This window comes from Sphingomonas sp. (assembly GCF_965200105.1).
Lineage (GTDB): Bacteria > Pseudomonadota > Alphaproteobacteria > Sphingomonadales > Sphingomonadaceae > Solisphingomonas.
The window spans coordinates 760,466-780,928 of sequence record NZ_CBDATN010000002.1 but is presented as its reverse complement, the minus strand read 5'-3'; the positions used below and the strand labels follow the sequence as shown (position 1 = coordinate 780,928).

General features: G+C 70.0%; 17 protein-coding genes and 3 pseudogenes. 10 read left to right on the top strand and 10 right to left on the bottom strand.

Annotated features, from left to right (window positions below; translation table 11 throughout):
- The first annotated feature begins 195 nt into the window (after nucleotides 1–195).
- Complete coding sequence (locus ACOFKX_RS05105) at nucleotides 196–1,893, top strand: DEAD/DEAH box helicase (protein ID WP_419825990.1); 1,698 nt, start codon at nucleotides 196–198, stop codon at nucleotides 1,891–1,893.
- A 653-nt stretch (nucleotides 1,894–2,546) separates the two neighbouring features.
- Here ACOFKX_RS05105 and rplI read toward each other — a convergent pair.
- From rplI to rpsF, 3 genes are read right to left on the bottom strand one after another with little or no spacing between them, the layout of a single operon-like run.
- Nucleotides 2,547–3,140 (bottom strand): 50S ribosomal protein L9, encoded by a 594-nt coding sequence (rplI, locus tag ACOFKX_RS05100; RefSeq protein ID WP_419825989.1) that lies wholly within the window; start codon nucleotides 3,138–3,140, stop codon nucleotides 2,547–2,549.
- 10 nt (nucleotides 3,141–3,150) lie between these two features.
- A complete protein-coding gene (gene rpsR, locus ACOFKX_RS05095; RefSeq protein ID WP_419825988.1) occupies nucleotides 3,151–3,375 on the bottom strand; it encodes a 30S ribosomal protein S18 in 225 nt (74 codons plus the stop codon).
- 14 nt (nucleotides 3,376–3,389) lie between these two features.
- Nucleotides 3,390–3,827: a 30S ribosomal protein S6 gene (rpsF, locus tag ACOFKX_RS05090; RefSeq protein ID WP_419825987.1), complete on the bottom strand. Its 438-nt coding sequence runs from the start codon at nucleotides 3,825–3,827 to the stop codon at nucleotides 3,390–3,392.
- 209 nt (nucleotides 3,828–4,036) lie between these two features.
- On the opposite strand from rpsF, the gene fabD reads away from it, so the two are divergent.
- Nucleotides 4,037–4,972, top strand: coding sequence for an ACP S-malonyltransferase (gene fabD, locus ACOFKX_RS05085; protein ID WP_419825986.1), 936 nt, complete (start codon nucleotides 4,037–4,039; stop codon nucleotides 4,970–4,972).
- Nucleotides 4,973–4,985: 13 nt separating this feature from the next.
- Nucleotides 4,986–5,726: a 3-oxoacyl-[acyl-carrier-protein] reductase gene (gene fabG, locus ACOFKX_RS05080; RefSeq protein ID WP_419825985.1), complete on the top strand. Its 741-nt coding sequence runs from the start codon at nucleotides 4,986–4,988 to the stop codon at nucleotides 5,724–5,726.
- Here fabG and ACOFKX_RS05075 read toward each other — a convergent pair.
- Complete coding sequence (locus ACOFKX_RS05075) at nucleotides 5,616–6,896, bottom strand: glycosyltransferase family 87 protein (protein ID WP_419825984.1); 1,281 nt, start codon at nucleotides 6,894–6,896, stop codon at nucleotides 5,616–5,618. The genes fabG and ACOFKX_RS05075 overlap by 111 nt on opposite strands.
- Before the next feature lie 129 nt (nucleotides 6,897–7,025).
- On the opposite strand from ACOFKX_RS05075, the gene ACOFKX_RS05070 reads away from it, so the two are divergent.
- From ACOFKX_RS05070 to mltG, 3 genes are all read left to right on the top strand, one after another.
- Nucleotides 7,026–7,262, top strand: coding sequence for an acyl carrier protein (locus tag ACOFKX_RS05070; protein WP_419825983.1), 237 nt, complete (start codon nucleotides 7,026–7,028; stop codon nucleotides 7,260–7,262).
- A 131-nt stretch (nucleotides 7,263–7,393) separates the two neighbouring features.
- Nucleotides 7,394–8,653, top strand: coding sequence for a beta-ketoacyl-ACP synthase II (gene fabF, locus ACOFKX_RS05065; RefSeq protein WP_419825982.1), 1,260 nt, complete (start codon nucleotides 7,394–7,396; stop codon nucleotides 8,651–8,653).
- Nucleotides 8,653–9,636, top strand: a complete 984-nt coding sequence (mltG, locus tag ACOFKX_RS05060; RefSeq protein WP_419825981.1) for an endolytic transglycosylase MltG — start codon at nucleotides 8,653–8,655, stop codon at nucleotides 9,634–9,636. The genes fabF and mltG overlap by 1 nt, the downstream gene beginning before the upstream one ends.
- Nucleotides 9,637–9,655: 19 nt before the next feature.
- Here the strand turns inward: mltG and ACOFKX_RS05055 are convergent, their stop codons facing one another.
- Complete coding sequence (locus ACOFKX_RS05055; RefSeq protein ID WP_419825980.1) at nucleotides 9,656–9,979, bottom strand: SWIB/MDM2 domain-containing protein; 324 nt, start codon at nucleotides 9,977–9,979, stop codon at nucleotides 9,656–9,658.
- A 139-nt stretch (nucleotides 9,980–10,118) separates the two neighbouring features.
- Here ACOFKX_RS05055 and ACOFKX_RS05050 point away from each other — a divergent pair, with 139 nt between their 5' ends.
- The 3 genes from ACOFKX_RS05050 (at nucleotide 10,119) to ACOFKX_RS05040 (ending at nucleotide 12,638) form a co-directional block, all read left to right on the top strand.
- The gene (locus tag ACOFKX_RS05050; RefSeq protein ID WP_419825979.1) at nucleotides 10,119–11,288 is read left to right on the top strand and encodes an acyl-CoA dehydrogenase family protein; all 1,170 of its coding nucleotides are present in this window, start codon (nucleotides 10,119–10,121) and stop codon (nucleotides 11,286–11,288) included.
- A gap of 8 nt (nucleotides 11,289–11,296) precedes the next feature.
- The gene (locus tag ACOFKX_RS05045) at nucleotides 11,297–11,776 is read left to right on the top strand and encodes a glutathione peroxidase (RefSeq protein WP_419825978.1); all 480 of its coding nucleotides are present in this window, start codon (nucleotides 11,297–11,299) and stop codon (nucleotides 11,774–11,776) included.
- Between the two features lie 64 nt (nucleotides 11,777–11,840).
- Nucleotides 11,841–12,638: a ferredoxin--NADP reductase gene (locus tag ACOFKX_RS05040; RefSeq protein ID WP_419825977.1), complete on the top strand. Its 798-nt coding sequence runs from the start codon at nucleotides 11,841–11,843 to the stop codon at nucleotides 12,636–12,638.
- Here ACOFKX_RS05040 and ACOFKX_RS05035 read toward each other — a convergent pair.
- The 5 genes and pseudogenes from ACOFKX_RS05035 to ACOFKX_RS05015 all read right to left on the bottom strand — a co-directional run bounded on the left by ACOFKX_RS05035 (nucleotide 12,635) and on the right by ACOFKX_RS05015 (nucleotide 19,879).
- Entirely contained in the window at nucleotides 12,635–13,420 is a 786-nt protein-coding gene (locus tag ACOFKX_RS05035; RefSeq protein WP_419825976.1) for an SDR family NAD(P)-dependent oxidoreductase, read from the bottom strand. The genes ACOFKX_RS05040 and ACOFKX_RS05035 overlap by 4 nt on opposite strands.
- A 39-nt stretch (nucleotides 13,421–13,459) precedes the next feature.
- Entirely contained in the window at nucleotides 13,460–14,545 is a 1,086-nt protein-coding gene (locus tag ACOFKX_RS05030; RefSeq protein ID WP_419825975.1) for a branched-chain amino acid aminotransferase, read from the bottom strand.
- 52 nt (nucleotides 14,546–14,597) lie between these two features.
- A pseudogene (locus tag ACOFKX_RS05025) lies at nucleotides 14,598–16,395 on the bottom strand (acyl-CoA dehydrogenase C-terminal domain-containing protein).
- A 14-nt stretch (nucleotides 16,396–16,409) separates the two neighbouring features.
- A pseudogene (locus ACOFKX_RS05020) lies at nucleotides 16,410–18,741 on the bottom strand (3-hydroxyacyl-CoA dehydrogenase NAD-binding domain-containing protein).
- Nucleotides 18,741–19,879, bottom strand: a pseudogene (locus tag ACOFKX_RS05015) (thiolase family protein). The pseudogenes ACOFKX_RS05020 and ACOFKX_RS05015 overlap by 1 nt, the downstream one beginning before the upstream one ends.
- A gap of 180 nt (nucleotides 19,880–20,059) precedes the next feature.
- Here ACOFKX_RS05015 and ACOFKX_RS05010 point away from each other — a divergent pair.
- Nucleotides 20,060–20,461 (top strand): DUF2147 domain-containing protein, encoded by a 402-nt coding sequence (locus tag ACOFKX_RS05010; protein ID WP_419825974.1) that lies wholly within the window; start codon nucleotides 20,060–20,062, stop codon nucleotides 20,459–20,461.
- Nucleotides 20,462–20,463 lie beyond the last annotated feature (2 nt).

Genomic DNA, 20,463 nt, shown 5'->3' with positions numbered 1-20,463 from the left:
CACGCCACCGATCCGACCGACGCCCTCGCCGCCGAGCCGTCGCTTCTGTCGCATGACCGCGTCCGAGGACGTCGCAGGTTGCGGCTTCCGCGCGGTGGCGATCCCCTCCTCGAGCGATGCGTCGTGCCGGTCCGAGCCGCCGGGGCCGGCCCCGGCTTGAAGCAACGGCCGGGGGGGGCCATGTGGAGGACATCCATGTTGCCGCCCACACTTCCGCCACCCCTCTCGGAGGCGCTCGCCGCGCGCGGCTACGCCTCGCTCACGCCCGTTCAGGAGGCCGTGCTGCAATCGGAAGCGGAAGCGCGCGACCTTGTCGTCTCCGCGCAGACCGGCTCGGGCAAGACGGTGGCGTTCGGCCTCGGCATGGCGACGCAGCTCTTCGAGGGCGGTGCGCTGCCGCCGCCGGCGCTGCCGCTCGCGCTCGTCGTGGCGCCGACTCGCGAACTCGCGCTCCAGGTCAGCCGCGAGCTCGCCTGGCTCTACGCCGGCGGGCGGGCGCGGATCGCGACCTGCGTCGGCGGCATGGATGCCGCGAAGGAGCGACGCGCGCTGGCCCACGGCACGCACATCGTCGTCGGGACGCCGGGACGGCTGTGCGATCATCTCGAGCGCGGTGCGCTCGATCTCTCCGGCCTACGCGTCGCGGTGCTCGACGAGGCCGACGAGATGCTCGACATGGGCTTTCGCGAGGATCTGGAGCGTATCCTCGACGCGACGCCCGAGGCGCGGCGCACGCTGCTCTTCTCGGCGACGATGCCGCGCCCGATCGTTGCGCTGGCGCGCCGCTACCAGCGCGACGCGCTGCGCCTCTCGACGGTGGGCGAGGATCGCGGCCATGGCGACATCGCGTACCAGGCGGTGTCGGTGGCGCCCTCCGACATCGAGCATGCCGCGATAAACCTGCTGCGCCTGCACGAGGCGGAGACGGCGATGCTGTTCTGCGCGACGCGCGACAATGTCCGCCACCTCCACGCCAGCCTCGTCGAGCGCGGCTTCGCGGCGGTGGCGCTGTCGGGCGAGCACAGCCAGAACGAGCGCAACGCCGCCCTCCAGGCGCTGCGCGACGGCCGCGCGCGGGTGTGCGTCGCGACCGACGTGGCCGCGCGCGGCATCGACCTGCCGACGCTGAGCCTCGTCGTCCATGTCGAGCTGCCGCGCGATCCGGAGGTGCTGCAGCATCGCTCCGGCCGCACCGGGCGCGCGGGGAACAAGGGCACGGCGGTGCTGATCGTGCCCTATCCGCGGCGTCGCCGCGTCGAGGCGATGCTACGCGAAGCGCGGATCGCGGCCGAGTGGATCGCGGTGCCGACTCCCGACGAGATCCGCGCGCGCGACCATGAGCGGATGCTCGCGGCGCTGCTCGCCCCGCAGGAGATCGACGAGGAGGATCGCGCGCTCGGCCGGCGGCTGCTGGAGGAGCGGGGGGCCGAGGAGGTCGCGGCCGCGCTGGTCCGCGCGCACCGCGCCGCGCTGCCCGCACCCGAGGAGCTGATCGAGGCGACGCCGGATGCGCGCCGCGCCGCACAGCAGGAGCATCATCGGCCCGGCTTCGACGACGTCGTCTGGTTCCGCATGGACGTCGGCCGCCGCCAGAGCGCGGACCCGCGCTGGATCCTGCCGCTGCTCTGTCGGCGCGGCCGGATTACCAAGGCCGAGGTTGGCGCCATCCGTATCATGGCCGACGAGACGCGTTTCCAGGTGCCGCGTGCGATCGCCTCGCGCTTCGCCGCGGCGGTCGCCCGCAGCTCGAACGTCGACGGCGAGGACGAGAGCGGCATCCGCATCGAGGCGACGGGAGAGCGCGCGGGGCCTGCGCGATCGCCCGGCGGGCCGGCACCGCGCCGGCCGCAGGCCGCCGGCGGCGCGTCTCCCCCGCCAAAGCGGCCTCGATGACCGCCGCGCGCGACTAGACTAGGCGCTTCGGCGTTCGCGTGGCGCAGCAATCATAGCCTTGCCGAAGGAGGAGCCGGCCGGCGAGGCGTCATTCGTCATGTTTCCAAGCTGGGTTCATCGACCGCGTCCTACCAGTAGCTTCAAGGGTGCGGGTCCCGCCTGGCGCCCGTCACGGGCGGCAACCTACGACTGGTGCGTGGTGGGGGTTAAGTGGGCGGGATCGCGACGAGAACAGACACACCCCTCCCTCCGCCCGCGCGGAAGAAGGGAGAAACGGCCGGCGCGTCCTGCCACGCGCACCCGGTTGCCGGACGACTTCAAGTGTCACGCGATGGTGATCGCGTCCGGACTTTCATGCCCCTCGGCGGTCCCGTCTCCCGGTGGTGGCCGGGACGGTTTCAGTTAGCCGAAGCGGCTGTTCACTTGCGGAGCCCCGTCTCACGAACCGGATGTCTCCGCGCCGGCCGCCGGGCTGGACGTCTCCGCCTCGCCCGGTTCCCACCTGCTCGCCGGATGCGCAACCGGTTCGCAGGTAGAAGCGTAGATATCCGATATGGTTCTCTGTGTCAAGCTTGCGACCGCTTGGGACACAAGAAGGCCGCCCGCGTCGATGACGCGGGCGGCCCTTCGAAAGCCAGGCGGACGGGCGTCGATTACGCCGCGTCGTCATCCTCGCGCGCGGGCGCGTCGGCGGTGGCGCCGGGCTCGGCGTTGGGATCATAGGCCTCGGTGAAGCCGGCCTCGTCGCGCTCGAACATCTGCGCCATGACGTCGACGCCCTGCGCCTGGAGATCGGCCTCCTCGGGCGAGCGCGCGACGTTCACCTTGATGGTGGTCGACACCTCGGGGTGGAGGACGACGCGCACCTCGGTGAGGCCGATCGCCTTGATCGGGCGATCGAGCACGATCTGCGCCTTCGTGACCTTGGCGCCGTCCGCCTCCAGCAGCTCGGCGAGGTCGCGCGCCGAGACCGAGCCGTAGAGCTGGCCGGTATTCGACGCCTGACGGATGAGCAGGACGGTCTTGCCGTCGATGCCCTTCGCGTCTTTGGCGGCGGTCTCGCGGCGCTGGGCGTTATCCGCCTCGATCTGCGCGCGGTTGGATTCGAAGACGCGGCGGTTGGCCTCGTTGGCGCGGAGCGCCTTCTTGTTGGGCAGCAGGAAGTTGCGCGCGTAGCCGTTCTTCACCGACACCACGTCGCCGATGGCGCCGAGCTTCTCGACGCGCTCCAGCAGGATCACATCCATCGCTTGGTCCTCACTTCACGACATAGGGGAGCAGGCCGAGATGCCGCGCGCGCTTGATCTCGCGGGCGAGCTCGCGCTGCTTCTTGGCGGAGACGGCGGTGATGCGCGACGGCACGATCTTGCCGCGCTCGGACACGAAGCCCTGGAGCAGGCGGACGTCCTTATAGTCGATCCGCGGCGCGTCCTTGGCGGAGAAGGGGCAGCTCTTGCGGCGGCGCAGGAAGGGGCGGGCCATGTCTCTCTACTCCTTCAAGCCGCGCGCTCGGGGCGGTCGCCCCGGTCGTCGCCACGGGGCCCGCGATCGCCACGATCCTCGCGCGGGCCGCGCTCGTCCTCGCGCTCGCGACGGCGCGTACGGTCGCGCTCGTTCCTCCGCATCATCGCGGACGGGCCGGCCTCGTGGCCCTCGACGCGCACCGTCATGTAGCGGATGACGTCCTCGTTGATCGCGAGCTGGCGCTCCATCTCCTGGATGCCGGCGGCGGGGCCGTCGACTTCCATCATGACGTAATGCGCCTTGCGGTTCTTGGCGATCCGGTAGGCGAGCGAGCGCAGGCCCCACGTCTCGGTCTTGACGATCCGTCCGCCGGCGTCCTGAATGATCTTGGTGGCGGTTTCCGCCAGTGCGTCCACCTGCGCCTGCGCCAGATCCTGGCGGGCGAGGAAGACATGCTCGTAGAGAGCCATGCCTCAAGTCTCCATGCCGATCGCTGACGCCGCGCCCATCGCGTCGCCCCTCCGGCTCGTCGTCCAAATGCGTCCGGGCGGAAGGCAATGCCCACCGCCCGGATCGCCGCGATCTAGCCGCTCGGGTCGCGCTTGGCAACCGCCGCGCGCGGTTGCGCGAGGGCCGCGAGCCCCGTATCGCGCCGGGCCTTGCACGAGAGGAGTGACCGATGCGCGCGTTCATCTTCCCCGGCCAGGGTAGCCAGTCCGTCGGCATGGGGGTCGCGCTGGCGGGCGCGAGCGCGGTGGCGCGCGAGACCTTCCAGGAGGTCGACGAGGCGCTCGGCCAGCATCTCGCGCGGCTGATGGCGGAGGGGCCGGCGGACGAGCTGATGCTCACCGAGAATGCGCAGCCCGCGATCATGGCGAACGCGCTCGCCACGCTGCGCGTGCTGGAGCGCGAGGGCGGCGTGCGGCTGGCCGACAAGGCGGAGTATGTCGCCGGCCACAGCCTCGGCGAATATAGCGCGCTGTGCGCGGCGGACGCGGTGAAGCTTGCCGAGACGGCGCGGCTGCTGCGGACGCGCGGCCAGGCGATGCAGGCGGCGGTGCCGGTCGGCGCGGGCGCGATGGCGGCGCTGCTCGGGCTCGATTTCGCGGCCGCGCGCCAGATCGCCGCCGATGCCGCGGAGGGGCAGGTGTGCGAGGCCGCCAACGACAACGCGCCGGGGCAGGTGGTCGTCTCGGGCGATCGCGCGGCGGTGGAGCGCGCGGTCGAGCTCGCCAAGGTGCGCGGCGGCAAACGCGCGATGCTGCTCCCGGTGTCGGCCCCGTTCCACTGCGCGCTGATGGAGCCGGCCGCGCGCGCGATGGAAAAGGCGCTGGCATCCGCCGCGCTCTCCGCGCCACTGGTGCCGCTCTACGCCAACGTCACCGCCGCGCCCGTGGCGGACCCGGCGGCGATCCGCACGCTGCTCGTCGAGCAGGTGACGGGCACGGTGCGCTGGCGCGAGAGCGTGGAGGCGATGGCGGCGGCGGGCGTCGACCATTTCGTCGAGTTCGGCGGCAAGGTGCTGGGACCGATGGTGAAGCGCATCGCCCCCGACGCCGTGGCGACGAGCGTGGTGACGATGGATGATATCGAGGCGCTGGCGAAGGCGCTCTGAGGGAAAGCTTGCGATGTTCGACCTGACGGGAATGACGGCGCTGGTGACGGGCGCGAGCGGCGGGTTGGGCTCCGCGATCGCGCGGGCGCTGGCGGGGCAGGGGGCGCGCCTCGCGCTCTCGGGCTCCAACGTCGCGAAGCTTGAAGTCTTCGCGCAGGAGATCGGCGGCGATCCTGTCGCGCTGCCGTGCGACCTCTCCGACAAGGCGGCGGTGGACGCGCTGGTGCCGGCGGCGGCCGACGCGCTCGGCGGCCGGCTCGACATCCTCGTCAACAATGCCGGCGTCACCCGCGACAACCTCGCCATGCGGATGAAGGACGAGGAGTGGGATCAGGTGATCCGCATCAACCTGGAAGCCGCCTTCCGCCTCGCGCGCGCCGCCGCCCGGCCGATGATGAAGCAGCGTTTCGGGCGGATCGTGTCGATCACCTCGATCGTCGGCGTGACCGGCAATCCGGGGCAGGCCAACTACGCCGCCTCCAAGGCGGGGCTGATCGGCCTGTCCAAGGCGCTGGCGCAGGAGCTCGCCAGCCGGCAGATCACGGTGAACTGCGTCGCGCCGGGCTTCATCCAGTCGGCGATGACCGACGTGCTGCCCGACGCGCAGAAGCAGGCGCTTACCGCCAGGATACCCGCCGGCGGCTTAGGCCGGGGCGAGGACATCGGTGCCGCGGTCGCCTATCTCGCCAGCCGCGAGGCGGGCTACGTCACCGGGCAGACGATCCACGTCAACGGCGGCATGGCGATGATCTGAGGCGCGCACCGTCGCCGCCAGCAGCGCGAGCAGGACAAGCGGGGCGATCGGGATGCCACCGCCGAGCGCAAGGGTCCGCGCGACCAGCGGCAGGATGAACGCCGCCGCCAGCGCCGCCTTCTCCCATTGAAGGAAGCCCCGCCTGAGCCCCTCGCGCCACAACCACGCGAGCGCGAAGCCCGTGCCGACAAGATCATAGTCGAACAGGAACGGGCTCATCAGCGCGCCCGCCACGATCGTCGTCGCGGCGACGCCGCCCGGCGCGGCACGCCGCCTGCAGACGCGGGCGAGGCACGCGGCGGCGATCGCCGCCACCGCCGCCTGGCACCCGTAGGCGAGGCCGGGCGCGCCGCCCAGCACGCGCACGGCGGCGTAGGCGCTGGCCATCTTCTCGGGCTCAACGAGCCCCCGCTCCAGGATCGCGCGGCCGAGCGCGCCGCCGTCGCGGAAGGCGAGCCATACGCCGGGCCCGAACGCGGCGAGCGACGCGAGCGAGAGCGCCGCCGCGCTCGCCACGCCGGCAAGGCCGACACGCCAGCGCCCGCCCGCCAGCACGAGCACCGGCAGCGCCAGGCCAAGCTGCGGCTTCACCACCAGCGCGCCGAGCAGCGCGCCCGCCAGCCACGGCCGGCGATCGATCAGCCACAGTCCGCCGCCGAGCAGCGCCGCCGTCAGGAAGCCGTTCTGCCCGTTCGCTGCCTCGATCGCGGCCGCCGGGAAGGCGAGCGCGGTGAGCGCCCAGCCGCGTGCACCGCCCAGCCAGCGCCGCGCCACGAGCAGCCACGCCGCGCCCGTCGTCGCCACCCACACCGTCCACGCCGTGAAGTAGGGGAGCAGGCCGAACGGCCAGCAGACCAGCAGGAAGGGCGGCGGGTAGAGGAAGGAGGAGGGGCCGGGATCGACCGCGACCGCCGCGCGCTCCACCGCGTGGATGCGCGCGAGCGTCCAGGCGTCGGCGGCGTGGCCCGCGATCGCGAGGCGCGCCGCCGACCAGAAGGCCAGGAAATCGGTGCCGAGCGGGTGCCCGGCGCGATCGATGCCGTCGCGCGAGCCGGCGATCCAGAACAGCAGGCTGCCGCCCGCCACGACGAGCAGGATCAGCCGGTACGCGCGCGCGCGCGGGCCATCCAGCCATGACGCCTGCGCGACGGGATCGAGGAGCCTGTCCACGCCCGATCGCGTAGCGGACGATCCGCTGCGATCGGGTAAACGGCGGCCGGGCGGGGCCCTTGCGTGCTCACCGGGCCGGGGCTAGGGCGCTTGGCTAAGCAACGGGCCCAGTCGACGGGAAGGGAAGACATGAGCGAGACCGCCGAGCGCGTGAAGAAGATCGTCGTCGAGCATCTCGGCGTCGAGCCCGAGAAGGTGACCGAGGAGGCCAGCTTCATCGACGATCTCGGCGCGGACAGCCTCGATATCGTCGAACTGGTGATGGCCTTCGAGGAGGAGTTCGGCGTGGAGATTCCCGATGACGCCGCCGAGAAGATCACCACCGTCAAGGACGCGATCAGCTACATCGACAGCCACAAGGGCTGATTACGGGATCGCCCCGCACCCGTTCGCCCTGAGCTTGTCGAAGGGCCGCCTTTCTTCCTAGGAAGGCAGGACGAGGCTTCGACAGGCTCAGCCCGAACGGGTTGGGCCTGTTCGTCTTTCTGGAGAGGTTTATGCGCCGCGTCGTCGTCACGGGTCTGGGGCTGGTCACGCCGCTCGGCGCCGATGTCGAGACGGCGTGGGGCAACATCCTCGCCGCCAAGTCGGGCGCCGGGCCGATCACGCGTTTCGACGCCGCCGACCAGGCGTGCCGCATCGCCTGCGAGGTGAAGCCAAAGGATCACGCCTACGGCTTCGACGCCGGCAAGCGCGTCGACCACAAGGTGCAGCGGCAGGTTGATCCCTTCATCGTCTACGGCATCGACGCCGCCGGACAGGCGCTGGAGGATGCCGGCCTGCTCGACATGAGCGAGGAGGCGAGCGAGCGCGCCGGCCTCTCGATCGGATCGGGCATAGGCGGGCTACCGGGGATCGAGAGCGAGTCGATCGTGTGCCACGAGAAAGGGCCGCGGCGTGTGTCGCCGCACTTCGTCCACGGCCGGCTCATCAACCTCATCTCCGGGCAGGTCTCGATCAAGTACGGGCTGCGCGGGCCCAACCACGCGGTCGTCACCGCCTGCTCGACGGGCGCTCACGCGATCGGCGACGCCGCGCGGATGATCGCGATGGACGATGCCGACGTGATGCTGGCGGGCGGCGCGGAGGGCGCGATCTGCCCGCTCGGCATCGCCGGCTTCGCGCAGGCGCGCGCTCTCTCCACCTCGTTCAACGACACGCCCGAGATGGCGTCGCGCCCCTACGACAAGCGGCGCGACGGCTTCGTAATGGGCGAGGGCGCCGGTGTTGTCGTGCTCGAAGAGTATGAGCATGCCAAGAAGCGCGGCGCCAAGATCTACGCCGAGGTGACCGGCTACGGCCTCTCGGGCGATGCCTACCACGTGACGGCACCGCATCCGGAGGGCGACGGCGCCTTCCGTTCGATGAAGATGGCGATGCGCAAATCCGGCCTGGCGCTGGAGGATATCGACTATATCAACGCCCACGGCACCTCGACGCCGCTCGGCGACGAGCTGGAGCTGGGCGCGGTGCGCCGGCTGTTCGGCGATGCGATCGGCGGGCTCTCCATGTCTTCCACCAAGTCGGCGATCGGCCACCTGCTCGGCGGCGCCGGCGCGGTGGAGTCGATCTTCTGCATCCTGGCGCTACGCGACCAGATCGTGCCACCGACGCTCAACCTCGACGATCCGAGCGAGAGCTGCGAGGGCGTCGATCTTGTTCCGCACAAGGCCAGGGAGCGGAAGGTGTCGGCGGTGCTCAACAACTCGTTCGGCTTCGGCGGTACCAACGCCAGCCTGGTGATGCGCGCCGTCTGATGGCCCGGCGCCGGCCTGCTCGCGGCGCCGGCCCGCTCGTAGTGCTGGCGGCGCTCGCCCTGCTCGTGGCGGGTGCGATCGGCTGGGCGTGGCACGGGCGCGGACCGCTCGCCAGGCCGGCGACGGTGACCATCCCGCAGGGCGCGACGCTCGCCACCGCCGCGCGCGAACTGGAGCATGCGGGCGCGATCGGTAGCGCGCGGCTGTTCACCCGCCTGTCGCGGCTGTTCGGATCGCGCGACCCGATCCGCGCGGGCCGGTTCGCGATCCCGGCGCGTAGCAGCGCCGCCGCGATCCTCGATCTGCTCCAGCATGGCCGCCCGGTGCTGCGGCTGGTCACGGTTCCCGAAGGCATGGCGTCGATCTACGTGCGCCAGGCGCTGGCGCAGGCGAGCGGGCTGACGGGGCCGGCGCCGCTGCCGGCGGAGGGATCGGTGCTGCCCGACAGCTACGCCTTCACCGACGGCGACGCGCGCACCGTCGTCGCGAGGCGGATGCGGGCGGCGATGGATCGCGCGCTGGCCGAGGAGTGGCGCGGGCGGGCGCCGGGCCTTGCCGTCCGCACGCCGCGCGACGCGGTGATCCTCGCCTCGATCGTCGAGAAGGAGACGGGCGCGCCCGCCGAGCGCGCGACGGTGGCCGCCGTCTACGCCAACCGGCTGCGGCTGGGCATGCCGCTCCAGGCCGATCCGACGGTCATCTACCCGGTCACGCGCGGGCGGCCGCTGGGCCGGCGCATCCTCCTGTCCGAGCTGCGCGCGGTGAACGGCTATAACACCTATGCGCGGCCGGGGCTGCCGATCGGCCCGATCTGCAATCCGGGCCGCGCGTCGCTCCACGCAGTGCTGCACCCCGCATCGAGCAAGGCGCTCTACTTCGTCGCCAACGGTCGCGGCGGGCACGTCTTCGCGAACACGCTGGCCGAGCAGAACGCCAATGTGAAGCGCTGGTACGCGATCCGGCACGCCCGCGGCGAGATGTGACGCCGCGGGCGGGGCGCGCCTACTTCAGGTGGGCGGACAAGTGCTTGTTGAGCTCGAACATCGAGACCTCGTCCTTGCCGACGACCTTCTTGAGCGTCGCGTCGGCGAGGATCTGGCGCTTGTCCTTCGGGTTCTGGAGCTCGTGCTTGCGGATATAGTCCCACACCTTGCTCACCACCTCCGTGCGCTTGAGCGGCTCGTCGCCGACGACCGCCGCCAGCTCCTTGGACGGCTGCACCGTCTTGTGGGCGCCGTCCTTCTTCTCGGCGGGGGCCTTCTTCTCGGCGCCAGCCTTCTTCGCGGCGGGCTTCTTCTCGGCACTCGCCTTCGTGGTCGTCGCCATGTCCGTCTCCTGCGGTTCGTTCGCGGGAAGCGACCATCGCCGCTCATCCCGCCTGTTGCAAGGCCCGTTGCCTTGCCGTCACGAACCGGAAGCGCGGATAGCGGTTCCACAGGGAAGTCGCAGCCGCTATCAGCGGCGGATGGCAGAATTGGACTTCGGACTGGGCGACACGGCGGACGCGATCCGCGAGACGGTGGCGCGCTTCGCCGCCGACCGCATCGCGCCGATCGCCGCCGCGATCGATGCGGAGGATCGCTTCCCGCAGGAGCTGTGGCCCGAAATGGGCGCGCTCGGTCTCCACGGCATCACGGTGGAGGAGGCGGATGGCGGCCTCGGCCTGGGCTATCTCGAACATGTCGTGGCCTGCGAGGAGGTCTCGCGCGCGTCGGCGTCGGTGGGCTTGTCCTACGGCGCGCACTCCAATCTCTGCGTCAACCAGATCCGCCGCTGGGGTTCGCCCGAGCAGAAGGCGAAATACCTGCCCGGGCTCATCTCGGGCGACCATGTCGGTAGCCTCGCGATGTCGGAGGCGGGGGCGGGCTCCGACGTCGTCTCGATGAAGCTGCGCGCCGATCAGGTGGAGGGCGGCTTCCGGCTGAACGGCACCAAGTTCTGGATCACCAACGCGGCCTATGCCGAGACGCTGGTGGTCTATGCGAGAACGACGCCCGACGCGGGATCAAAGGGGATCACCGCCTTCCTGATCGAGCGCGGCATGGCCGGCTTCTCGATCGGGCAGAAGATCGACAAGATGGGGATGCGCGGCTCGCCCACCGCTGAGCTGGTGTTCGAGGATTGCTTCGTGCCGGATGCGAACGTCATGGGCCCGCTGAACGGTGGCGTGCGCGTGCTGATGTCCGGCCTCGACTATGAGCGCGTGGTGCTCTCGGGCATCCAGCTCGGCATCATGCAGGCCTGCCTCGACACGGTACTTCCCTATGTGCGCGAGCGGCGGCAGTTCGGGCGGCCGATCGGCGCCTTCCAGCTCATGCAGGGCAAGGTCGCGGACATAGCGGTCGCGCTGTCTACGGCGCGCGCCTATGTCTATGCGGTGGCGCGCGCTTGCGACGCCGGGCGCACGACGCGCCACGACGCGGCGGGCGCGATCCTCTATGCGTCGGAGGCGGCGGTGCGCGTCGCGGGCGAGGCGGTGCAGGCGCTGGGCGGCGCCGGCTACACCAAGGACTATCCGGTCGAGCGCTACTATCGCGACGCCAAGCTGCTCGACATCGGCGCGGGCACCAACGAGGTCCGCCGGATGCTGATCGGCCGCGAGCTGATCGGCGACGAGAAGCCGGCGGCGCAGTAGGAGCGCGCGTGACGACGGCCTACGACTTCGAGGCGAAGGCGATCGACGGCGCCACCCGGTCGCTTGCCGAATGGCGCGGCAAGCCGCTGCTGATCGTCAACACCGCGAGCAAGTGCGGCTTCACGCCTCAATATGAGGGGCTGGAGGCGCTGCACGAACGCTACGAAGGCCGGGGCCTCGCGGTGCTCGGCTTCCCGTGCAACCAGTTCGGCCACCAGGAGCCCGGCGACGAGGCGGAGATCACCCGCTTCTGCTCGCTCACCTACGATGTCGGCTTTCCGATGTTCGCCAAGGTGGACGTCAACGGCGAGGCCGCGCACCCGCTGTTCCGCTGGCTGAAGGAGCAGGCGCCCGGTATCCTCGGCTCCAAGCGGATCAAGTGGAACTTCACCAAGTTCCTCGTCGATCGCGCCGGCCGGGTGGCATCCCGCCACGCGCCGACGACCAAGCCCGCCTCGCTTGAGGACGACATAGAAAAACTGCTCTAGCCCGCGCCTTGCAAATCGATCGCGACCGATCGACATGGGCGCCGGATATCCGGAGACCCCAGTGATGAGCGACCTGACAGTGGGCGAGCTCGCCCCGTCGGCGGCGTTGAGCGTCGAGAAGGTGGCGAGCGTCCACCACTGGAACGAGCATCTCTTCAGTTTCACGATCACGCGGCCGGCGAGCTTCCGCTTCCGCTCGGGCGAGTTCGTGATGATCGGCCTGCCCGACGGCAAGCGCCCGCTGCTCCGCGCCTACTCGATCGCCAGCCCGGCCTATGCCGAGGAGCTGGAGTTCCTGTCGATCAAGGTGCCCGACGGGCCGCTCACCTCTAGGCTCCAGAAGATCGAGCCGGGTGACGGCGTGTTCCTGGGCCGCAAGCCCACGGGAACGCTCGTCGCCGACGCGCTGCTGCCCGGCAAGCGGCTGCTGCTGCTCTCCACCGGGACCGGCCTCGCGCCCTTCATGAGCGTGATCCGCGATCCCGACAGCTACGAGCGCTTCGACGAGATCGTGCTCGTCCACTCGGTGCGCCGCGTGAGCGACCTCAGCTATCGCGACATGCTGGAGGCGAGGCTCGCCGACGATCCGCTGGTGGACGAGGCCGCGCGAGCGCAGTTCCGCTACCTGCCGACCGTCACGCGCGAGGACTTCCCGCGCCGCGAGCGCATCGGCGCGTTGATCGACGCGCGAACGCTGTTCGAGGACGGATCGGACCTGAACCCCGAGACCGACCGCGTGATGATGTGCGGCAGCATGGACATGATCCGCGAGCTCGCCCGGCGCTTCGAGGGGCTCGGCTTCGAGGAAGGCTCCAACGCCAAGCCCGGCGCCTACGTGATCGAGCGCGCCTTCGTCGGCTAGAGCGTATCGACGACGCCGCCGTCGACGCGCATCGCCGCGCCGGTCGTTGCGGAGGAGAGCGGCGAGGCGAGGTAGACGACGAGATTGGCGACCTCCTGCGCGGTCGCCAGGCGGCCAGTGATCGAGCTCGGCCGGTTCGCCTTGACGAAGCGCACGCCCTTCTCCTCGATCGAGCCGCCCTCGGGATCGTTCGCGAGCATCGCCTCGACGCCCTCCGACAGCGTCGGGCCGGGCAGCACCGAGTTCACCGTCACGCCCGTGCCCGCCATGCGCTTGGCGAGCCCGCGCGCGACCGCGATGTCGGCGGTCTTGCTGACGCCATAGTGGATCATCTCGACGGGAATGTTGAGACCGCTCTCCGACGCGACGAAGATCACGCGGCCCCAGCCGGCCTTCTCCATGTAGGGCAGGGTGGCGCGCGCCAGCCGCACGCCGGCCATGACGTTGACCTGCCAGTGCCTGTCCCACTCCTCGTCGGGCGTGTCGAAGAAGTCGGCGGGCGCGAACACGCCGGCGTTGTTGACGAGGATGTCGACCGCGGGCAGTGCCGCGATCAGCGCCTCGCAGCCGTCCGCCGTGCCGACATCGGCCGCGATTCCGCGCACCTGCGCTGAAGCCACGGCTCGGCTGATCGCGTCTACGCCCGCATCGACGCGTTCCTGTCCGCGCCCGTTGACGATCACGGTGGCGCCGGCCTCCGCCAGACTGGTGGCGATCGCGAGGCCGATGCCGGCGGTGGAGCCGGTGACGAGCGCGGTCCGGCCGCTAAGATCAATTCTCATGGACAGGGGATCGCTCGGCGCGCGCGTCCGGTTCCCTGGCTAATCGAGGTGGCGCACCCAGCCGTGCGGATCGGACGTCCGGCCGCGCTGGATGCCGACCAGCCGCGCGCGCAGCCGCTCGGTCGTCGCGCCGCCCTCGCCGTTGCCGATCGCGAAGGCGCCACCGGCGTGGCGCACCTCGCCGATCGGCGTCACCACCGCCGCCGTCCCGCAGGCGAAGCACTCGCGCAGCCGCCCCGACGCGGCGTCCGCCTGCCATTGGGCGAAGCTGTAGGGCTCCTCGCGCACGATCAGCCCCTCGTCGCGCGCCAGCGTGAGCAGGCTGTCGCGGGTGATGCCGGGCAGGATCGTGCCGCCCAGCGGCGGCGTGAGGAGGCTGCCGTCGTCCATCAGGAACATGATGTTCATGCCGCCAAGCTCCTCGACATGCGCGTGCTCGGCGGCGTCGAGGAAGACGACCTGATCGCAGCCGGCCTCGATCGCCTGCGCCTGCGCGATCAGGCTGGCGGCGTAGTTGCCGCCGCACTTGGCGTCGCCGGTGCCGCCGGGCGCGGCGCGCGTGTAGTCGTCGGACACCCAGACGGTGACGGTGCTCTTGCCGCCCTTGAAGTAGCCGCCGACCGGACAGGCGATCAGCACGTAGAGATACTCGGCCGCGGGGCGGACGCCCAGGAACGCCTCGCTCGCGAACATGAAGGGGCGGAGATAGAGGCTGCCGTCGCCGCCGGGCACCCAGTCGCGATCCGCTCCGATCAGCGCCTCGAGCGAGCCCAGGAACAGCTCGTCGGGCAGTTCGGGCATCGCGAGGCGGCGAGCCGACGCGCGGAAGCGCGCGGCGTTGCGATCCGGCCGGAACAGCGTGACGCCGCCATCGTCGCCGCGATACGCCTTGAGTCCCTCGAATATCTCCTGCGCGTAGTGCAGCACGGCACAGGCCGGCGAGAGGGAGAAGGGGGCGTGCGCCTCTACCCTCGCGTCATGCCAGCCCTCGCCCTCGCGCCAGCGCGCCGTCACCATATGATCGGTGAAGACGCGGCCGAAGCCGGGATCCTCCATCAGCGCCGCGCGCTTGTCGGCGGTGCGCGGGCTGGCATGGGGCTGTCGGGCGAAGAGGGTGGCGCTCATGCGTCGCCCCTAGCGAAACGGGGGCCGGCGGTGAAGCCTGCCCCCGCGCGCATCAGAAGGCTTCCGCCTCCAGCGCCATCAGCGAGCGCTTGCCGGACTTGATCGCCAGGAAGCAGGCGGTGGCCTGCGGCAGCACGCGATCGAAGAAGAAGGAGCAGGTGGCGAGCTTGGCCTTATAGAAGCCCTCCTCCCCGGTGCCCTGCGCCAGCGTCTCGTGCGCGATCTTCGCCGCGCGCAGGAAGCAGTAGCCCATCGCCACCAACCCCATGAGGCGGAGGTAATCGGACGAGGCGGCGCCCGCCTCCTCCGGATCGGCCATGCCCTTCTGCGCGATCGTGCCGGTGGAGAGCTGGAGCGCGCCAAACGCCGTCGAAAGCCCGTTCGTCCACGCCTTCAACGCCTTGTCGTCCGGCGTTCCCATGTCCTCGATGAAGTTGGACACCGGGTGGAAGAAGGCGCGGAGATAGCGGCCCATGTTGGCGGGCAGCTTGCGGCCGACGAGATCCAGCGCCTGCACGCCGTTGGTGCCCTCGTAGATCATCGCGATGCGGGCATCGCGCGCGATCTGCTCGACGCCATGCTCGCGGATATAGCCGTGGCCGCCATAGACCTGGATGCCGAGGCTCGCCGCCTCCCACCCAAAATCGGTGAACAGCGCCTTCACCACCGGCGTCATCAGCGCGACGAAATCGCCGGCCCGCGCGCGCACCTCGGAATTCTCGTGGCACTTCTCGGCATCCAGCGCGCGGGCGCACCATTGCCCAAGCGCGCGGCAGCCCTCGGCGTAGACGCGCTGCGTCATCAGCATCCGGCGCACGTCGGGGTGGACGATGATCGGATCGGCCGGGCCATCCGGGTTCTTGACGCCGGAGAGCGAGCGGCCCTGCAACCGCTCCTTGGCGTAGGACACGGCAGACTGATAGGCGAGCTCCGCCAGCCCGAGGCCCTGCACGCCCACCGACACGCGCTCGGTGTTCATCATGGTGAACATGGCGGCCAAGCCCTTGTTGGGCTCGCCCACGATCCAGCCGGTCGCGTCGTCGAAGCTCATCTGGCAGGTGGCGGACGCCTTCAAGCCCATCTTGTGTTCGATGCCAGTGGCCTGCACGCCGTTCCTCTGGCCGGGCGTGCCGTCGTCCCTGGGCAGGAACTTGGGCACCACGAACAGGCTGATCCCCTTCACGCCCGCCGGCGCGCCGGCGATGCGCGCGAGGACGAGGTGGATCACGTTCTCGGTCATGATCATGGTCGCCGGCCGAGATGAAGATCTTGGAGCCGGTGATGCGGTAGCTGCCGTCGTCTAGCGGCTCCGCCTTGGTGCGGAGCAGGCCGAGATCGGTGCCGCAATGGCTCTCCGTCAGGCACATCGTGCCCGACCACTGGCCCGAGATCATCTTGGGCAGATAGGTCTGCTTGAGCTCTTCCGAGCCATGATCCTGGAGCGAGGTGGTCGCACCGTGGGTGAGGCCGGGATAGAGGCTGAAGGAGACGTTGGCCGCGCAGGTCATCTCCTCGACCAGCTTGTTCACCGCCTCGGGCAGGCCCTGGCCGCCATATTCGGGATCGGAGGCAAGCGCCGCCCAGCCCGACTCCTTGAATTGGTCGTAGGCCTCCTTGAAGCCCTTGGGCGTGCGCACGACGCCGTTCTCGTAGTGGCAGCCTTCGAGATCGCCGCTCGCGTTGATCGGCAGCAGCACCTCCTGCGCGAAGCGGGCGGCCTCCTCCAGGACGGCGTCGATGAGGTCGGGCGTGAACTCGGCGTGACGGGCGATGCCGCCGAAGCCGTCGTCGGCGAACTGCTCGTGGAGCACGAAGCGCATGTCGCGCAGCGGGGCAACGTAGGTCTGCATGATCGCGTGTCCTCTCAGTTCCGCAGCGGCTTGCCGGTCGTCATCATCGACTCGATGCGAGCAATGGTGCGATCGTCCCGGACGAGCTGCGTGAACGCCTTGCGCTCCAGCGCGAGCATGTCCTCTTCGGTGACGGTGTCGACGAGATCGGCCTCGCCGCCCGACAGCACCATCGCCAGCTTGTCCGCCACCACCGCGTCGTAGGGCGTGGCGAGGCCCTTCTTGCGGAAGCCGTCCACCGCCTGATTCATGCCGAAGCGGCCGCTCTCGCCGGGGAGGCGGAAGGTCGGCGGCTCGGGCGCGACATAGCCCTCGGCCAGCGCCAGCGCCTTGGCCTTGGCGTCGCTCGAGCAGCCGGTCGCGGTTCATGCTAATGCCGTCGCCCTTGCGGAGGAACATGAGATCCTGCGCGTCCTGCGCGGACTTGGCGACAGTCGCGGTGGAGATCGTCTCGAACGCCTTGATGACGGCCGGCATCGGGCCGTTGGGGAGCGTGCCGGACTTCTTCCAGCGATCGATCATCTCGCCGCAGCCGCCCCAGCCGGGAACGACGCCGACGCCCGTCTCGACGAGGCCGATATAAGATTCGGCATGCGCCTGGATGGCATCCGAGTTCAGGCAGATCTCGCAACCGCCGCCGAGCGTCAGCCCGGCGGGAGCCGCGACGACGGGGAAGGGCGCGTATTTTAGCGCCTTGTACGCCTTCTGCCCCTCGGCGATCGACTTCTCCACCTCGCCCCAGGCCGCGATGTTAAGCGCGAAGAGGGCCAAGCCGAGATTGGCGCCGGCGGAGAAGTTGGTCGCCTCGTTGTAGATCACCAGCGCCTTGAAACGCTCGCGCACGATGGCGATCGCCTGCTCGATCAGCTTCATCACGTCGCCGTCGAGCGCATTCATCTTGCCCGTGAACTCGATACAGGCCACGCCGTCGCCGACGTCCCACAGCGCGGCTGAGGCGGTCTTCGCCAGTGGCTGCGAGCGGCGCTTTACATCCTCCAGCAGCAACACGCCGGGCGCGCGCGGCACGTCGTGGTAACTGGCGCCGTCGGCGCTCAGATATTGCTTCTGGCCATCCTCGACGCGGTAGAAGGGCTTCGACCCCGCCGCCTTCAGGATGGCGGGCACCGAACGCCCCTCGGCGGCCAGCCGCTCGGCGAGCTTGCCCGGCCCGAGCTGGTCGATCAGCTCGAACGGCCCGTACTTCCAGTTGTAGCCGAGCCGCATGGCGTCATCGATGCCGACGATCTCGTCCGCTGCCTCGCCGACCAGCATGGCGGCGTAGGAGAGCAGGGGGCCGAGCACCGCCCAAGCATAGTCGCCGACCTTGCCGGGCGTCGCCACCAGAGTGGCGAGATCCTTGGCTGATTTGCCGGGGAGCGGCGCGGGCTTGGCTTCGGCGCGATACTCGCCCGTCGTGAGATCAATGGCTTGCTTGGTCTTCTTGCCGCCCGATCTGTCGAGCCGATAGAAGCCGCCCTTGCCCTTGCGGCCGGTATAGCCTTCCGCGATCATCCGATCGATCAGCGGCATTTCGCGCACCGTGTCGAAATAGGGATCGCCTTCCGCCAACGTGGACGTCAGGCTGTTGCTGAGCAGCGGCATGAGATCGATGCCGACGAGATCGACCAGGCCGAAGATGCCCGTCTTGGGCACGCCCATCGGCGATCCGCCGATCTGGTCGGCCTCCTCGACGGTCAGCCCCTGATCCATCGCGGCGTTGATCGCGACGGCCAGCCAATAGGTGCCGACGCGGTTGGCGATGAAGCCCGGCGTGTCGTGCGCGCGCACGATCGACTTGCCCATCGCGCGATCGGTGAAATCCACCACCTTGTCGACGAGCGCGGGGTCGCTCTCCGGCCCGCTAACGATCTCCAGCAGCCGCATGTAGCGCGGCGGGTTGAAGAAGTGGGTGATGAGGAAGTCGCGCCGGAACGCGTCGGAGCGGCCCTCGACCAGCTTGGCCAGCGGGATGGTAGAGGTATTGGACGACACCGCCGTGCCCGACCGCTTCACCGCCTCGATTTTCGCGTAGAGCGACTGCTTGATGTCGAGCCGCTCGACGATGGCTTCCACCACCCAGTCGCACTCGGCGATGCGGCCGAGATGATCGTCGATATTGCCCGTCTCGACCAGCTTCGCCGCGCGCTTCGACATGAAGGGCGCGGGATCGGTCTTGAGCATCTTGGCCACCGCGCCCTTGGCGACGGCGTCGCGATCGTCGCCCTCGCGCGGCACGATATCGAGCAGCAGCACGGGCACGCCCGCGTTCGCCACCTGCGCGGCGATGCCCGCGCCCATCGTGCCCGCGCCGATGACGCAGACCTTCCGGATCGGATCGCCCGCCATCATGCCTTCTCCAGCACGGTGGCGATGCCCTGGCCGCCGCCGATGCACTGGGTGGCGAGCGCGTAGCGGCCGCCCTCGCGCTCCAGCAGCGCGGCCGCCTTGCCGACGATGCGCGCGCCGGTGGCGCCGAGCGGATGGCCGATGGCGATCGCGCCGCCGTCGATGTTCACCGTCTCGGGTCTGAGGCCGAGATCGGAGATGCAGGCGAGCGACTGCGAGGCGAACGCCTCGTTGAGCTCCACCACGTCGAGCTGGTCGACGGTGATGCCGGCGCGCTCCAGCGCCTTCTTGGTGGCGCCGACGGGGCCGATGCCCATGATCTCGGGCTCGCAGCCCTGCACGGCCACCGACTTGATGCGCGCGAGGATCTTGAGCCCGTGCTTCTGCGCGAACGCCTCGGACGTCACGAGCACCGCCGACGCGCCGTCGGTCAGCGGGGAGGCGGTGCCCGCCGTCACCGTGCCGTCCTTGTCGAAGGCGGGCTTCAGCGCGGCGAGGCCCTCGACGCTGGTGTCGGGGCGCAGGATGCCGTCCTTGTCGATGGTGCCCGCCTTGGTGGGGATCGGCACGATCTCGGCGTCGAGCTTGCCGGCGGCCTGCGCGGCGGCGGCCTTCTTCTGGCTGTCGACCGCGAACCGTCTCCTGCGCCTCGCGGGTGATCTGCCACTTGGTCCGCGACGTTCTCGGCGGTCTCGCCCATGCCCATGTACGCGCCCCGGCTCTTGGCGGCGAGCGCGGGGTTGGGAAGGGGATTGTAGCCGCTCATCGGCACCCGGCTCATCGACTCGACGCCCGCGCAGATGAAGGCGTCGCCCGCTCCGATCGCGATCTGGCCGACCGCGATGTGGATCGAGCTCATCGACGATCCGCAGAAGCGGTTCACCGTCATGCCGCCGACCTTGAGCGGCAGATCGGAGAGCAATCCAATCAGGCGTCCGACGTTCAGGCCCTGCTCACCTTCGGGAAACGCGCAGCCGACGATCACGTCCTCGATCTCGGCGGCGTCGATGCCGGTGCGCTCGATGAGGCCGCGGATCACGGTGGCGGCGAGCTCGTCGGGGCGGACGCGGGCGAGCGCGCCCTTGGTGGCAAGGTGGAAGGGCGAACGGGCATAGCCCGCGATGACGGCGTTGCTCATCGAGATGCTCTCCGTGGGCCGCGCGGAATCGGGGCGGCGCCTGCTGCCTGTAAGGTGCGAACTTTTCCCTATACGTCAACCCAATTCGCGGTATGTTAACCGAGTCGGCGCATCGTGAGCGTTGACGGCCGTCGGCGCCGTGAAGAGCGTGTGGTCCGGGATGCGCTTCGAGGAGGTTCCATGCTTCTGCTGCTTGGCGCGCTATTCGCCGCCACCCCCTCCGCCGACAGCGTCGTCGGCAAGTGGAAGACCGAGACCAAGAACGCGGTCGTGCAGATCAGCAAGTGCGGCGGTTCGATCTGCGGCACGCTGCTGACGTCCGACGACATCGCCAGGAACCCGGGGATGACGGACAGCAAGAATCCCAATGCGGCGCTGAAGTCGAAGCCGCTGAAGGGCTCGACCATGCTCTCCGGCTTCAGCCGCAGCGGCGACACCTGGGACAATGGAAAGGTCTACAAGGCCGACGAGGGCAAGACCTACACCGGCCGCATCACGCCGATCGACGCCAATCACATCAAACTGCGCGGTTGCGTGTTCGTGCCGCTATGCAAGACACAGACGTGGACGCGCGTGAACTGACG

Bases quoted from the DNA above. Each gene is read 5' to 3' on its own strand.
- ACOFKX_RS05070 (WP_419825983.1), top strand. From the start codon at position 7,026: ATGAGCGAGACCGCCGAGCGCGTGAAGAAGATCGTCGTCGAGCATCTC.
- fabD (WP_419825986.1), top strand. From the start codon at position 4,037: ATGCGCGCGTTCATCTTCCCCGGCCAGGGTAGCCAGTCCGTCGGCATG.
- fabG (WP_419825985.1), top strand. From the start codon at position 4,986: ATGTTCGACCTGACGGGAATGACGGCGCTGGTGACGGGCGCGAGCGGC.
- ACOFKX_RS05035 (WP_419825976.1), bottom strand. From the start codon at position 13,420: ATGAGAATTGATCTTAGCGGCCGGACCGCGCTCGTCACCGGCTCCACC.
- rplI (WP_419825989.1), bottom strand. From the start codon at position 3,140: ATGGATGTGATCCTGCTGGAGCGCGTCGAGAAGCTCGGCGCCATCGGC.
- rpsF (WP_419825987.1), bottom strand. From the start codon at position 3,827: ATGGCTCTCTACGAGCATGTCTTCCTCGCCCGCCAGGATCTGGCGCAG.
- ACOFKX_RS05050 (WP_419825979.1), top strand. From the start codon at position 10,119: ATGGCAGAATTGGACTTCGGACTGGGCGACACGGCGGACGCGATCCGC.
- mltG (WP_419825981.1), top strand. From the start codon at position 8,653: ATGGCCCGGCGCCGGCCTGCTCGCGGCGCCGGCCCGCTCGTAGTGCTG.
- ACOFKX_RS05055 (WP_419825980.1), bottom strand. From the start codon at position 9,979: ATGGCGACGACCACGAAGGCGAGTGCCGAGAAGAAGCCCGCCGCGAAG.
- ACOFKX_RS05105 (WP_419825990.1), top strand. From the start codon at position 196: ATGTTGCCGCCCACACTTCCGCCACCCCTCTCGGAGGCGCTCGCCGCG.
- rpsR (WP_419825988.1), bottom strand. From the start codon at position 3,375: ATGGCCCGCCCCTTCCTGCGCCGCCGCAAGAGCTGCCCCTTCTCCGCC.
- ACOFKX_RS05010 (WP_419825974.1), top strand. From the start codon at position 20,060: ATGCTTCTGCTGCTTGGCGCGCTATTCGCCGCCACCCCCTCCGCCGAC.
- fabF (WP_419825982.1), top strand. From the start codon at position 7,394: ATGCGCCGCGTCGTCGTCACGGGTCTGGGGCTGGTCACGCCGCTCGGC.
- ACOFKX_RS05040 (WP_419825977.1), top strand. From the start codon at position 11,841: ATGAGCGACCTGACAGTGGGCGAGCTCGCCCCGTCGGCGGCGTTGAGC.
- ACOFKX_RS05030 (WP_419825975.1), bottom strand. From the start codon at position 14,545: ATGAGCGCCACCCTCTTCGCCCGACAGCCCCATGCCAGCCCGCGCACC.